Origin of the sequence: Actibacterium naphthalenivorans (assembly GCF_014196965.1) — a bacterium.
GTDB classification, from domain to species: Bacteria; Pseudomonadota; Alphaproteobacteria; order Rhodobacterales; family Rhodobacteraceae; genus Actibacterium_A; species Actibacterium_A naphthalenivorans.
In genome coordinates, this window is record NZ_JACIEQ010000006.1 from 63,491 (window position 1) to 77,888 (window position 14,398).

A 14,398-nucleotide genomic window follows, 5' to 3' on the forward strand; every position below is an offset into this window, starting at 1 on the left:
GCAATCACCATGAGCCGTATTCTCACCGTCGGCGCTGCGCAGATCGCGTCTGAAACCAGCGGTCTCGACGTCAATTTCGCGAAGCATCACGACTACGTCGCCCGCGCCGCGTCCATTGGTGTGGATCTGCTCGTCTTTCCCGAGCTGTCGCTTGTTGGGCACTACGGGGCCGAGGCGCTGCTGGACGTCGTGATGACCCGAGACGACCCGCGCCTGCTGGAGCTCAGCCGCGCCGCGGGGGACATGAAGATCATCGTCGGCTTTGTGGAAGAGGCGCGGGGGGCGCAATTCTACAATGCCGCGGCCGTGTTTCAGAACGGCCGGCTGCGCTATATCCACCGCAAGATCAATCTGCCCTCTTACGGGCGCCTCATCGAGACCAAGTACTACGCCCACGGGCGGTTCGTGGACACACACACCATGACCGAGGACTGGGTGCTTGGTCTTCTGATTTGCGCCGACCTCTATAATCCGGCGCTTGCGCATCTTGCTTTCCTGCATGGCGCGACGCTCTTGACCGCGCCCATCTCAAGCGGGCGCGAAGCCGTGGGCGATGAGTTCGACAATCCTTTGTCCTGGGCGACGACGATCCAGTTCTACGCGATGATGTACGGAGCGCCCGTCATCATGACCAACCGTGTCGGACGGGAAGGCGATCTGAGTTTCTGGGGTGGCTCGCGCATCCTCGATCCGTTCGGTCGTGTGCTGGCACAGGGCGGTGGCGATGAAGAACTGATTACCGCCCGGCTCGATTACGCCGATATCCGCAAGGCCCGCGCGCTCCTGCCCACGGTCCGCGACAGCAACCTCGCCCTGGTCCAGCGCGAGACCAACCGCCTGATCGACCGCCTCGGTGTGCCGGACGTCGTGCGGGAAGAGGAGTAGGGCGGCAGGCTCAGCTTTCGCTGTGCTGCTTGATGTCGCCGGTATCGAGCACCGGTGAGGCGTCGATGTCGTCGGCGTCAAGCATGGCCGCGACACGTTCGAGGCTTGCGACCAGCATGGCCTGTTCCCAATCCTCCATGGCCGCGAACTTGCGCACAAAGCGCTGTTGCAGCGGGTCGGGCGCATCGGCCAGTGTTTGGGTGCCCTTTGGCGTGATGTGGATGTTGGTCTGACGCCGGTCCAGGGTGGATTTTTCGCGCAGCACCATACCCTCGCGCACGAGCCTGTCGACAAGCGATGTCACGGTGCCCTGAGAGACCCGCATGCGTTGCGCGATGGTTTTGGCCGTTGCATTGCCGGTTTCGGCAATGATCTGCAACACCCGGAACTGTACCGGCGTCACACCCGCGGTTTGCTTGATTTCCCGTCCGAACAGATCGGTCGCGCGCAGAATGCGACGCAAGGCAATCAGACTGGTGTCGATACGATCCATCAGGGTCTCATTGTTTTGGAAAGCAAAGTATATGCGGGATGTCCCTCCTTGTGAAGCTGTTATTGCTTTGTCGCAAAAAGCATGTCTATACGCATGTGGTTTGGGGGTTAAGATTTTACAACCCATAAGCTAAAGGAAAAAAGTCAATATTTGAGCAAATCGTGAATAATATGCTTTGCCTGTTGAAATAATGACCTATCCTTGATATTTCGAATTTCAAACCAAATAGGAGCAGACGAGATGCATCATTCCCGCGATCTAGCCAGAGCTAACATTCCGAACCTGCGCATGCCACGGGCCGAGGATGGTGCTGCGATCTGGGAACTGGTGCGGGCGTGCAAGCCGCTTGATGAAAACTCCATGTATTGCAATATGATCCAGTGCGATCACTTTGCGGACACCTGTGTGCTGGCTGAACTCAAGGGCGAGGCTGTCGGCTGGATTTCTGCCTATGTGATGCCGAACGATCCCGAGACGCTCTTTGTCTGGCAGGTTGCCGTCGCCGAGAATGCCCGGGGGCTCGGCCTTGGAACGCTCATGCTGCAGGCGATTCTGGGCCGCGATGCCTGTGATGACGTGAAGCGAGTGCAAACGACGATCACCTCTGAAAACGAGGCATCCTGGGCGCTGTTCCGCAAGTTCGGCAAAGTGCAGCGCGCCAAGCTGGATGTGCAGCCTTACTACACGCAGGCCCTGCATTTCCAGAACCGGCACCAGACCGAAAACCTCGTGACGATCCCCCTGGCGCGAGACATGGCGCAAGCCGCCTGAGCCACACTTCATCCTTTTCATCAACAAACCTGATAGAGGTCGTATGTCTACGAACACCTCCAAAATGCCTATTTTCAAACGCCGTGAATCCGAAGCCCGCAGCTATTGCCGCGGCTTCGACACGGTTTTCACCACTGCGCAGGGCGCTCAGATGACGGACACCGCCGGGCGGCGCTATATCGATTTCCTCGCGGGCTGTTCGTCGCTCAACTACGGGCACAATGACCCGGATATGAAGGCGGCGCTGATCGATCATATCGCAGGCGACGGGATTGCCCACGGGCTTGATATGCACACCGAGGCCAAAGGGGCCTTCATTGAAACCTTCGAGGCAAACATCCTCAAGCCCCGCGACATGGATCACAAGTTGATGTTTGTCGGGCCGACCGGTGCCAATGCGGTGGAAGCTGCCATGAAAATCGCCCGCAAGGCGACAGGCCGCACCAATGTGATCGCCTTCACCAACGGCTTCCACGGTGTGACACAGGGTGCGCTGGCCGCGACCGGCAACAGCTACCACCGCGGAGGCGCGGGCACGACGCTGAACAACGTCACGCGCATGCCCTATGACGGTTACATGGGCGCGGAGTTCGATACCTGCGATCTGCTCGCGGCGATGCTGAAAGATGCCTCGTCCGGCATGGACGCCCCCGCCGCGATCCTGCTGGAAACCGTGCAGGGCGAAGGCGGGTTGAACGCGGCAAGCCCCGAATGGATCGCGCGCGTTGCGCAGCTGGCCAGGGACCACGGCGCGCTTCTGATCATCGATGACATCCAGGCCGGCTGCGGACGGACGGGCAGCTTCTTCTCTTTTGACGAGATGGGGATTACGCCCGACATCGTCACGCTGGCGAAATCCGTTTCCGGCTTCGGTCTGCCGATGGGGCTGGTCCTCGTGCGGCCCGAACATGATGTGATGGGACCGGCCGAGCATAACGGCACGTTCCGCGGCAACACCCACGCCTTTGTCACCGCACGCGTCGCGATTCAGAAGTTCTGGTCCGATGGCAGGCTGCAAGAGGATGTTTCACGCCGCGCCGCCATGGTCGAGGACGGACTGAAAACCATCGCAGCCATGATCCCCGGCGCTTATCTCAAGGGGCGTGGCATGATGCGCGGGGTCGATGTGGGCTCTGGTGACCTGGCCGGCAATATCTGCGCCCATGCCTTTTGCGAGGGCCTGATCGTCGAGACCTCCGGCCCCAATGACGAGGTGGTCAAGATCCTTGCGCCACTGACAATTTCCGACGCCACTCTCGGTAAGGGGCTGAATATTCTCATCGATGCGGCACGAAGCGTCACCAGTAATTTCAAGGTTGCAGCGGAGTAACACAATGATTGTCAGAGATTTCAACGAGATCATCGAGTCGGATCGCGACCGCGTGGTATCGGACGCGCAGTGGTCCAGCGTGCGCATGCTATTGGCGGATGACGGAATGGGTTTTTCCTTCCACATCACCTTTCTCGAACCGGGATCGGAGCACACGTTCGAATACAAGAACCACTTCGAGAGCGTCTATTGCATGAAGGGCTCCGGCTCGATCACCGATCTGGCCACCGGCGAGACCCATCACATCAGGCCCGGCGTGATGTATGCGCTCGACAAGCACGACCGGCATATCCTTCGTGCGGAGGAGGAACTGGTCATGGCCTGCTGTTTCAACCCGCCGGTGACAGGCAAGGAAGTGCACCGTGAGGATGGCTCCTACGCTGCACCTGAGAACGTCGAGGCCTGAGATGACCCACACCGTGGAAAAGATCGGCGGGACGTCCATGTCCCGTCTACATGAATTGCGTGATACGCTTTTCTTGGAAGACGGCGCGCCGCGTTATGGCCGTATCTTCGTGGTTTCGGCCTTTGGCGGGGTCACGAACCTGCTGCTGGAGCACAAGAAGACCAGGCAGGCAGGTGTCTACGCCGCCTTCGCCAATGCCGAGGACGATCACGGCTGGCATGACGCGCTGAGCCGTGCGAGCGCGGCAATGGTGGACGCCCACCAGACAGTGCTCGATCATCCCGGAGACATCGCGCAGGCGACGACGTTTGTGCAGGACCGGATCGAAGGTGCGCGCAACTGCCTGATCGACCTGCAGCGATTGTGCTCCTACGGGCATTTTCGCCTGAACACGCACCTGATGCAGATCCGTGAATTGCTCTCGGGGCTGGGAGAGGCGCATTCGGCCTATGTCGCGACCCTGATGCTGCAACGTGCAGGCGTGAATGCGCGCTTCGTAGACCTGTCGGGCTGGCGCGATGAGGATGACCTGACCCTGGATGAACGGATCGAAAGCGCGATGGAGGGGATCGATACACACGTTGAATTGCCCATCGTCACCGGCTACGCGCAATGCCGCCAGGGGCTGATGCGCGAATATGACCGCGGCTATTCGGAGGTGACGTTCTCACAACTCGCAGCGCTGACAGGTGCGCGTGAGGCGATCATCCACAAGGAATTCCATCTTTCTTCCGCCGACCCGAACCTTGTCGGAGAGGATGCCGTGCAAACGCTCGGTCACACGAATTACGACGTGGCAGACCAGATGGCCAATCTCGGGATGGAAGCGATCCACCCGTCCGCGGCAAAGACACTGCGCCAGGCGGGCGTGCCCCTGCGTGTCACCAACGCGTTCGAGCCGGGCCACCCTGGCACGATCGTCGACGACCAGGCTGCTGGAGATCCGGCGGTCGAGTTGGTCACCGGCCTCGATATCATCGCGCTGGAGGTGTTCGAACAGGACATGGTCGGCGTGAAGGGTTATGACGCGGCGATCCTCGAGATTCTGACACGCCACAATGTGCGGATCGTCTCGAAAGTTTCGAACGCGAACACGATCACGCATTACGTCGACACCTCCTTGAAGTCCATGCGCCGGGTGGAGGCCGATCTTGCCGCGAGATACCCGCAAGCCGAGATCACCACCAACAAGCTGGCACTGGTCTGTGTGCTGGGCCGCGACCTGACAGGACTGAAGGTGATGTCGCGCGGGCTTCGGGCCCTGGAAGACGCAGAGCTGACGCCCCTTGGCGCGGCGCAAGGCCCGCGCAACGTCGACACTCAGTTCATTCTGAACCGCACGGACCGCGATCCCGCGATAGCGGCGTTGCACAGAAGCTTCTTCGCTCAATCAACGACCGTCGCGATGACAATCGCCGCTTAGCGCCCCGAGGGCCCAGCCCGACATGTCGCATTCAGGGCACGGTTCGACGCACCCGTTTGCTTTCGGGGCCACGATTCGTTTAGCCTGATCCAAGGGGACAAAGAACCGGCGGCCCTGCAAATCACCGGAGGCTTGGCCACGCGCCCCGAGCGGCAAGCCGACCTTCGGCCGCGTCAATCGGGAGAGAAGTAATGTTCAAACGGATAATGGCACCGGTCGATTTGGCACATGTCGAACGGCTTGGGCCCGCGCTCGACTGCGCGGCCGATCTGGCAAAACACTACGGCGTGCCGGTTGTATATGTGGGCGTCACCTCGTCTCTACCCAGCCAATTGGCGCATAACCCGGAAGAGTTCGGCCAAAAGCTTGCCGCATTCGCCGAGGCGGAGGCGGCCAGGCACGGCGTCGAAACCTCGGCGCATACCGCCATCGCACATGACCCGACGACCGAGGTCGACGATGCGCTGATGCGCGCAATCGATGAAACCGGCGCCGATCTTGTCGTGATGGCCAGCCACGTGCCGAATGTCATGGATTATATCTGGCCCTCCAACGGCGGAAAACTGGCCGAGCATGCGAAATGCTCGGTGATGGTGGTACGCTCTTGAGTCGTACACGGACAAAACAACGACAGTGAACAGGGAGGCCGCAGATGGCCGACGAAACCACAAATCAGGGGATCCCCGCGCCAGAAGGCGCATCCCACATTATCGAGACGGACTACGAGATCGGTCAGGACAATTTCGAAACGCAGGTCGGGCCCTTCGGGCTCGACATTCACAACCCGGTCTTCCTGATCTCGGCGCTCTCCATCATGGCTTTTGTGGCCTATGCGCTGTTTGCGCCCGGAAGCGCAGATGCCGTATTCAACGGCATCGACCCGAGCGATACCTGCGAGGCCGGTGCCTTTTGCGATCTGGGAATGCGCGCCTATCTGACCTCGAATTTCGACTGGTTCTTCCTGTGGTCGGCAAACATTTTCGTCGTATTCTGCCTGTTCCTCATCGTTTCACCGTTCGGCTCCGTCCGGCTCGGTGGCAAGGACGCAAAGCCTGACTATGGCTACCCCGGCTGGTTCGCGATGCTGTTTGCCGCGGGTATGGGGATCGGTCTGATGTTCTTCGGGGTGCTGGAGCCGGTCTATTACTTCGGCACGCCATGGGGGGACGAGCCATTGGGCGTCGTTCGCCCCTTCACGGAAGACGGCGCCCTGATACCCGAAAACGTGGCCGCCGCCCGGCGCATGGCACTGGCGGCAACGTCCTATCATTGGGCGCTGCATCCCTGGGCGATCTATGCTGTTGTCGCGCTCGCACTCGCGTTGTTTTCCTTTAACAAGGGCTTGCCGCTGACGATCCGCTCCGCCTTCTACCCGATCTTCGGCGAACGGGTCTGGGGCTGGACCGGGCATATCATCGACACGCTCGCCGTGTTTGCCACGCTTTTCGGTCTTGCAACCTCGCTCGGCTTTGGCGCGCAGCAGGCGAATGCCGGTCTGGAATATGTGTACGGCCTGCCCAACAACGTGACCGTGCAGGTGATCCTGATCATCGCAATCACGCTTGTCGCGCTGGGTTCGGTCCTGCGTGGCCTTGATGGGGGGGTAAAGGTGCTGTCCGAAATCAACATGGGCATGGCGCTGTTGCTGTTGCTTTTCGTGCTCTTCGCGGCAGGTGCGGCCACAATCATGACCGGGTTCGGAAAGGGCATCGTCGCCTATTTTCAGGAGGTCATTCCGCTCTCGATCCCGCATGGGCGCGAAGACACGGGCTACATGCAAGGCTGGACGGCCTTCTATTGGGCCTGGTGGATCTCCTGGTCACCCTTCGTCGGCATGTTCATAGCCCGGGTTAGCCGCGGTCGAACGGTCCGTGAGTTCGTGACCTGCGTATTGATCATTCCGTCTCTGGTGTGCGTACTCTGGATGGCCGTTTTCGGCGGTGCCGCGATCGAGCAAGTGATTGCGGACCCGGCCGCGAGCGCGGTCAAGGCGCAGGTGATCGACAGCTACAACCCGCCCCTGTCTCTGTTCGCGATGCTCGAAGGGCTGCCCTTCGCTGCGATCACCTCGACCATCGGAATCATCCTGGTCATCGTGTTTTTCGTGACGTCTTCGGATTCCGGTTCACTGGTCATCGATACGATCACGGCTGGCGGCAAGGTTGACGCGCCGGTGCCGCAGCGCGTGTTCTGGTGCACATTTGAGGGGCTTGTGGCGATTGCGCTTCTGATCGGCGGCGGGCTTGGCGCATTGCAGGCCATGGTGATCTCCACGGGCTTGCCGTTCACTGTAATACTGCTGCTGATCTGTTGGGCCATCCTGAAAGGCCTCATTCAAGAGCGCCGGAACAGCTGAGCCACCAAACAACCCGCACGGGCGCCTCGTCGCGCCCGTGCGCCCGTGATGACGCGCTTGTCGAGGCTCTGTTCGAAGGCTTTGCGAAACCCCGGCGCGGTTCCCACAGTTCCGGCGCGTCGGTTTAAATATCCATCACAGGGAAGTCACATCAGTGTTTCCTCCGGGCGAGACAGTTCCCCCATTAGGCCATTTCAGTGGGGGATTCGAGCATGGACATTCGTGTCGCAACATTTAACGCATCGCTTAACCGCAACTCCGAGGGCGAGTTGATCGCAGATCTGAGTACGTCTGCAGACACTCAGGCGCAATCGGTCGCCGAGATCATCCAGCGCTCGGATGCGGACATCATTCTCATGAACGAGTTCGACTACGAGGCCGCCGGCGAGGCAGCCCGGCTTTTTCAGGAGAATTATCTCTCGCTGAGCCAGAATGGCGCGGCGCCTGTCGAGTATCCGCATGTCTACGTCGCGCCCTCCAACACCGGCGTCCCGAGCGGCTTTGATCTCGACAATTCAGGCGCCGCGGGTGACTTCGCGCCGAATGACGCCCAGGGCTTCGGCTTCTTCGAGGGCCAGTACGGTTTCGTGATCTTCTCGAAATACGAGATCGACACCGCGAACATCCGCACCTTCCAGAACTTTCTCTGGAAGGACATGCCGGGTGCTCTGCTGCCCGAGGACCCGCTCGATGCCGATGGCAACGGCGATACCTCGAGCTGGTACACAGAGGAAGAACTCGAGGTCCTGCGCCTTTCCTCGAAGAACCATGTGGACGTGCCAGTGATCGTCGATGGCGAGACTGTCCATGTGCTGGCCGCACACCCGACGCCGCCGGTTTACGACGGCCCCGAGGATCGTAACGGCACGCGCAATCACGACGAAATCCGTTTCTGGGCCGATTACGTCGCCGGCGAAGACTACATCTATGACGACAACGGCACATACGGCGGCCTTGCCGAGGGCGAGCGCTTCGTGATCCTGGGTGATTACAACGCCGATCCCTTCGACGGCGACAGCGTGAACGGTGCCGCCAACCAGCTGCTCGACAGCCCCCTCATCAACGGCTCTGCCACCGACCCGGCGGTAACCCCCTCCAGCGACGGCGGCCCGGTGGCCTCCGAGCTGCAGGGCGGCGCCAACGATGATCATGTCGGCGATCCCGCCTTCGACACCGCCGACTTCGGTTTCGCCGGCGCCGGCACTCCCGACGACGCGCCGGGCAACCTCCGGGTCGACTATGTGCTGCCGTCCGAGGCGGGCCTGGCCTATCTCGATGGCGGCGTCTTCTGGCAGACGCCGGACGACCCGCTCTTTCCGCTGGCCGAATTCCCGACCTCCGACCACCGCCTGGTCTATGCCGACCTGCGGGTGACCGATGATGACCGGACGACGGTCACGGGTGTGGAGTTCCTCGGGATGACGGAAATCGACACCGGCGTCATTTTCGACGGGACGATTGTCGGGGGTCTCTCCGGCATCGTACTCGACCCCGCGACGAACACCTACCTTGCGGTTTCCGACGATCGCGGAGCAGGGGCCGACGGCACGCCACGCTTCTACGAGGTTTCCATAGATCTTGGCGACGGATCGCTGGACGAAGGCGATGTCTCGCTGCTTGGCGTTACCGCGCTGACCCTGCCCGGCGGCGCCACCTTCGACGCGCTCAGCCCCGACCCAGAGGGCATCGCCATCGGTGCCAACGGCCAGCTTTTCATCTCTTCCGAGCGCGATCTGCTGGGCAATCCGGCGATCTACCTGTTCGGCAAAGACGGCGTGCTGGGCGGCGCGCTGCCGGTCGATACGAAGTTTCTGCCCACCCCGGCGGGGACGAACGGGGTGCGCAACAATCTGGGGTTCGAGAGCCTGACGATCTCGCCTGATCAGACAACGCTCTGGACCGCGACGGAAAGCGCGCTTGTCCAGGATGGAGCGCCCGCCACCACCGAACTCGGCTCGGCGGCACGGATCATACGCTATGATCTCGAGACCGGCCTGCCGGTCGCCGAATTCGTCTATGAGGTCGACCAGATCGCGAACGAACCCGTCCCGGCAGACGCCTTTGCCGACAGCGGGCTTGTCGAATTGCTGGCGCTCGACGATCAGGGCACGCTGCTCGCCCTGGAGCGGTCCTTCTCCACCGGCGCGGCGGATCGCGGCTACACCGGCAAGCTCTATCTGGTCGACACCCGCGGCGCGACCAACGTCATCGGCGAGAACGGCCTGCCGGTCAGCGAGGACGACGGCGAATTGGAGATCGACGTCGACGCACCGGTCAAGAAGACCCTGCTGGCCGATCTGGGCGACTTCGGCATCGTCGTCGACAACGTCGAGGGCATGACACTCGGCCCGGTTCTCGACGATGGCCGCCAGTCGCTGATCATCGTGTCGGACGACAATTTCTCGGCCTTCGGGCCGCAGGCCAGCCAGTTCATCTCCCTGGCGCTGGACCTGCAGGATATCCCGACGATCGCGCCGGTGCTGGAGACACCGGACGCGCTGCGCTACGACAACCCCTTCGACACGACCGAAGGCCCGGACCCGGACGATCCCGCGGTCTGGCTCAACCCGAAGGATGCCGGCGCCAGCACGATCGTCACCGCGATGAAGAACGGCGGGCTCCGCGTTTACGATATCGAGGGCAATGAACTCCAGCGGATCGAGCCGGAAGGCATCCGCTACAACAACGTCGATGTTCTCTACGGCGCGGGCAGGGGCAAGAACACCTACGATCTTGCCGTTGCCTCCGACCGCGAGAACGACACGCTGGCGATCTACCGTTTCAAGAAGGACGGAACGCTCAAGGATGCCACCTCGTGCAAGATCCCGGAGACGATCTTCGGCGTCGATGACGGCGAGGCGACGGCCTACGGGCTGGCGGCCTATACCGCCCCGGATGGCCGCGACTATGTCTTCGTGACCCAGGCGGACGGCAACAAGATCGCCCAGCTTGAACTGAAGCAGAAGGGCAAGAACTTTACCTTCGATCTGGTCCGGACGCTCGAACTGCCGGTGGCCGATGGCGAGGAAGCCGAGGATTACCAGGCCGAGGGCATCGTGATCGACCGCGAGACCGGCATCGGCTATGTCGCCGTCGAGGAGGAACTGGGCCTGCTGAGCTTCAGCGCCGACCCGGACGGGCCCGCCACCTTCGAGACCGTGGCGCCGGTCGACGCCGCGTTCTTCTCGCCCGACATCGAGGGCGTGTCGATCTACTACGGCGATGATGGCGACGGGCTGATCCTGGTCTCCTCGCAGGGCGACAGCACCTTCGCGGTGTTCGACAGGATCAACCACAGCTATCTCGGCTCCTTCGCCATCGGCGCCAACAATGGTATCGACGGGGTGGAGGAATCCGATGGCGCGGAGATCTACTCCGGCAGTCTGCCGGGCTTCGAGAACGGGTTGCTGGTCACCCAGGACGGCTCGAACGAGATCCAGGTCGTCTTCCCCGAGCCGGGCGACGGCGAGGTGCAGAACTGGAACGTCAACTTCAAGCTCTCCGACCTTGGCGATGTGCTCGCGCTCTTCGGCAAGGCAACCAACCCGGACTTCGACCCGCGCGAACTGACCCCGCAGACGCTGCCGCAGGGCGTATCCGCCGGCGACGTGACCGAAGACAGCGTGGTGCTCTGGGCCCGCTCGCTGGCGCTCGGCGAGGTGGAGTTCAAGGTCTATGAGGCCAAGCCGAACGGCAGGCTGAAGAAGGTCGCGGTACAGAGTGTCGAGGTCACTGATACCGACGTCCCGGTCAAGGTCCTGATCGACGATCTCGCCCCGGGCAAGGACTATGTCTTCGAGGTCGAGGATGCCGCGGGCGCCACCCGCACGGGCCGCTTCGGAACCGCCGCCGAAGATGGCTACAACGGGCTCGTCTTCGGCGTCTCCGGCGACTGGCGCGGCGAACTCGCGCCCTATCCGGCGATTTCAAACGCCGACGAGGCGGATCTCGACTTCTTCGTCCTCCACGGCGACACGATCTATTCCGATTATCCGAGCCCGGCGCTGGACCAGCCGCAGGCGATCACCCCCGAGGATTACCGGACGAAGTATGCTGAGGTCTACGGCGCACGCGACGGCCTGAACGCCTTCGCGGATCTTAAGGCCTCCACCGCGATCTTTGCCACCATCGACGACCACGAGGTCACGAATGACTTCGCCGGCGGCGGGACCATCGGCGGAACCGCAGAGAGCGAGTTCCGGGATCTGTTCCCGGACGATGACCCGGCGGCCTTCATCAACGACGCAACGCTCTACGAAAACGGGCTGACGGCGTTCCAGGAATACCACGCGGTCGCCGACAAATTCTATGGCGACACCGGCGACGCCCTGACAGCGGGCGAGCGCGAACTCTATCGCTTTCAGGAGTTCGGCCAGGACGCTGCCGTCTTCATCCTCGACCAGCGCAGCTTCCGCGACGAGCCACTTGCGGGCGCGAACCTCACCGACCCGGCCGACATCGCCCGGTTCCAGGCCGAGAGCTTTGGCCTGATGCCGGGAACCGAGGGCCGCAGCCTGCTGGGCGCCGCGCAACTGGACGATCTGAAGGCCGACCTGCTGGCGGCCGAGGAAAACGGGGTGACCTGGAAATTCGTTCATACGCCGGAGCCGATTCAGAACCTCGGCTTTTTCAACGCTGACAGCTGGGAAGGCTATGCCGAGGAGCGGACCGAGCTGCTCTCCTTCATCGAGGAGAATGACATCAACAACGTGGTCTTCGTGGCCGCCGACATCCACGCCACCTTCGTCAACAACCTGACCTACGAGGCCGTTCCGGGAACCGGCCAGATCGCCAGCTCGGCCTGGGAGATCACCACGGGCGCCGTGGCCTTCGACGCACCCTTCGGACCGAGCGCGGTCGAGGTGGCCGGCGGGCTGGGTATCCTGAGCCCCGCGGAACTGGCGTATTACGAGAGCCTGCCGGTCGCGCCGGATACCGATGACCTGCCCGACGACAAGGACGATTTCGTCAAGCAGGCCTTCAACTCGGTGATGGCCCAGGGCGGCTATGACCCGATCGGGCTGAACGACAATCTCGCGCAGGCCGAAGGGCTGATCGACGCGACGCTGCTGTCCGGCGATTACGTGGCGGCCCATACCTTCGGCTGGACCCAGTTCGAGATCGACGCGGACACCCAGGCGCTGACCGTCACCACCTGGGGCATCCCGGCCTACACGCCCGAGCAGGCCGGAAGCAACACCGACCTTGTGCCGCAGATCGTCAGCCAGTTCGTGGTCGACCCGCAGGCTGATGAGGCGCCCGAACCATCACCGACGATGCTGGCGACGGAGGACGGTTATCTGGCGGAAGCGGTCTTTACGATCGGCGACACGTTCTCCGGCACAACGGGCGCGCTCAATGAAACCACGGCGGGCGACTACACTCCGGTCGGCGTTCTCGACGGCCTGGGCGCCTTCGCGCATGACGTGGATGGCGATGGCGCGGCCGATGTGGTGCGCCTTCTGGGCAACCACGAGCTGCTGAACAACCGCGGCAACGCCTACGAGGTGTCGGATGGCGACGGCGGCACGTTCTCGATGACGGGCGCCCGCATCTCCTATTTCGATTTCGATATCGAAAGCCGTCAGATCGTGGACGCCGGCCTTGCCTATGACACGATCTACGACGGCAACGGCGACATCGCCTCCGACCTGACCTTCCTTTCGGAAGCCTACGCCCCGTTCTTCGGCGGGCCGGAAAGCGCGAGCCAGTGGCAAGGCTTCTCCCGGTTCTGCTCGGGCATGCTGGTGGAGGCCGAGCAGTTCGGCAACGATCGCGGTCTCGTCGATACTGTCTATTTCGCCGGTGAAGAGGACGGCGGCGGGTACAACTCGGTGGGCGGTGCCGAATGGGCGCTCGACGTCGAGACCGGCGCGCTCCATCAGGTTCCGGCCATGGGCCGCGGTGCGTGGGAAAATGTCACCCAGATCGACACCGGCGACCGCAAGCACGTGGCCTTCGTGCTCTCCGACGACACGGCGCCCTACGATTTCGATGGCGACGGCGAGGATGAAGCCGCGCCGCTGTTCCTCTACGTCGGCGAAAAGGACCGGCACTCCGACGACTTCCTGGCCCGCAACGGGCTGGCGGACGGCAAGCTCTTTGTCTGGGTTGCCGAGGCGGAGGAACTCGCGCCGTACGAGGCGATCAAGGCGCATATCGCCGAGGTGCTGGCCTCTGGCGATCTCGCGCGCTGGGAAGAGCGGAAACTGGCGCGGGCCGACAGCTTCGCCGACCGCCACGAGGACGACGAACGGTTGCTCGAGAAGCTGGCCGAGCGTCTCGATGTCGATCTGACGGGCGACAGCATCGACAGCCCGCTGGAGTTCAGCGGCACCGGCGCCGAGATCGCGGGGCGGTGGGTCGAGATCAACAACGAGCCGCGGCCGGGCATGGCCTCTGAGGACGGCACCACCGGCTTCGACGAATACGGCTACCCGACGCAGGGCAATCTCTGGCTCCAGGCGAAGGAGGCGGGCGCCTTCGGCTTCTCGCGTCCGGAGGACGTGGCCACGAACCCGGACAATGGATCCGAATTTGTCCTCGCGTCCACCGGCGTCGATACCTACGACATCGACCCCGAAACCGGCAACGGGGCCGACAGCTTCGGCACGGTCTACACCATGGAGGTGGAGTTCGGGCGGAAGGCGGCGCTGAAGTCGAGCACGCTCAAGATCGCGTATGACGGCGACGACGATCCGGCGCGGGCGCTGCGCTCGCCGGACAACCTCGAC

At 62.4% G+C, this 14,398-nt stretch carries 9 protein-coding genes; 8 read left to right on the forward strand and 1 reads right to left on the reverse strand.

Annotated elements, in window-relative coordinates:
• The first annotated feature begins 9 nt into the window (after positions 1 to 9).
• A complete protein-coding gene (locus tag GGR17_RS16930; protein ID WP_054539096.1) occupies positions 10 to 885 on the forward strand; it encodes a nitrilase-related carbon-nitrogen hydrolase in 876 nt (291 codons plus the stop codon).
• A gap of 10 nt (positions 886 to 895) precedes the next feature.
• Here GGR17_RS16930 and GGR17_RS16935 read toward each other — a convergent pair whose 3' ends face one another.
• The gene (locus GGR17_RS16935) at positions 896 to 1,378 is read right to left on the reverse strand and encodes a MarR family winged helix-turn-helix transcriptional regulator (RefSeq protein WP_054539095.1); all 483 of its coding nucleotides are present in this window, start codon (positions 1,376 to 1,378) and stop codon (positions 896 to 898) included.
• A 240-nt stretch (positions 1,379 to 1,618) separates the two neighbouring features.
• Here GGR17_RS16935 and ectA point away from each other — a divergent pair, with 240 nt between their 5' ends.
• The 7 genes from ectA to GGR17_RS16970 form a co-directional block, all read left to right on the forward strand.
• On the forward strand, positions 1,619 to 2,149 hold the full coding sequence (ectA, locus tag GGR17_RS16940; RefSeq protein WP_054539094.1) for a diaminobutyrate acetyltransferase: 531 nt from the start codon (positions 1,619 to 1,621) through the stop codon (positions 2,147 to 2,149).
• A gap of 43 nt (positions 2,150 to 2,192) precedes the next feature.
• Positions 2,193 to 3,479 (forward strand): diaminobutyrate--2-oxoglutarate transaminase, encoded by a 1,287-nt coding sequence (gene ectB, locus GGR17_RS16945; RefSeq protein ID WP_054539093.1) that lies wholly within the window; start codon positions 2,193 to 2,195, stop codon positions 3,477 to 3,479.
• Between the two features lie 4 nt (positions 3,480 to 3,483).
• Positions 3,484 to 3,885 (forward strand): ectoine synthase, encoded by a 402-nt coding sequence (locus GGR17_RS16950; RefSeq protein WP_054539092.1) that lies wholly within the window; start codon positions 3,484 to 3,486, stop codon positions 3,883 to 3,885.
• 1 nt (position 3,886) lies between these two features.
• Entirely contained in the window at positions 3,887 to 5,308 is a 1,422-nt protein-coding gene (locus GGR17_RS16955) for an aspartate kinase (RefSeq protein ID WP_054539091.1), read from the forward strand.
• A gap of 191 nt (positions 5,309 to 5,499) precedes the next feature.
• Positions 5,500 to 5,916, forward strand: coding sequence for a universal stress protein (locus GGR17_RS16960; protein ID WP_037209180.1), 417 nt, complete (start codon positions 5,500 to 5,502; stop codon positions 5,914 to 5,916).
• A 44-nt stretch (positions 5,917 to 5,960) separates the two neighbouring features.
• Positions 5,961 to 7,664, forward strand: a complete 1,704-nt coding sequence (locus GGR17_RS16965; protein ID WP_054539090.1) for a BCCT family transporter — start codon at positions 5,961 to 5,963, stop codon at positions 7,662 to 7,664.
• 212 nt (positions 7,665 to 7,876) lie between these two features.
• Positions 7,877 to 14,398, forward strand: a 6,522-nt coding sequence (locus GGR17_RS16970; RefSeq protein ID WP_183314794.1) for a phytase, incomplete at its 3' end; no start/stop codon positions are given.

Coding starts and splice junctions, on each gene's coding strand:
- ectA (WP_054539094.1), top strand. CDS start 1,619: ATGCATCATTCCCGCGATCTAGCCAGAGCTAACATTCCGAACCTGCGC.
- GGR17_RS16955 (WP_054539091.1), top strand. CDS start 3,887: ATGACCCACACCGTGGAAAAGATCGGCGGGACGTCCATGTCCCGTCTA.
- GGR17_RS16960 (WP_037209180.1), top strand. CDS start 5,500: ATGTTCAAACGGATAATGGCACCGGTCGATTTGGCACATGTCGAACGG.
- ectB (WP_054539093.1), top strand. CDS start 2,193: ATGTCTACGAACACCTCCAAAATGCCTATTTTCAAACGCCGTGAATCC.
- GGR17_RS16965 (WP_054539090.1), top strand. CDS start 5,961: ATGGCCGACGAAACCACAAATCAGGGGATCCCCGCGCCAGAAGGCGCA.
- GGR17_RS16950 (WP_054539092.1), top strand. CDS start 3,484: ATGATTGTCAGAGATTTCAACGAGATCATCGAGTCGGATCGCGACCGC.
- GGR17_RS16930 (WP_054539096.1), top strand. CDS start 10: ATGAGCCGTATTCTCACCGTCGGCGCTGCGCAGATCGCGTCTGAAACC.
- GGR17_RS16935 (WP_054539095.1), bottom strand. CDS start 1,378: ATGGATCGTATCGACACCAGTCTGATTGCCTTGCGTCGCATTCTGCGC.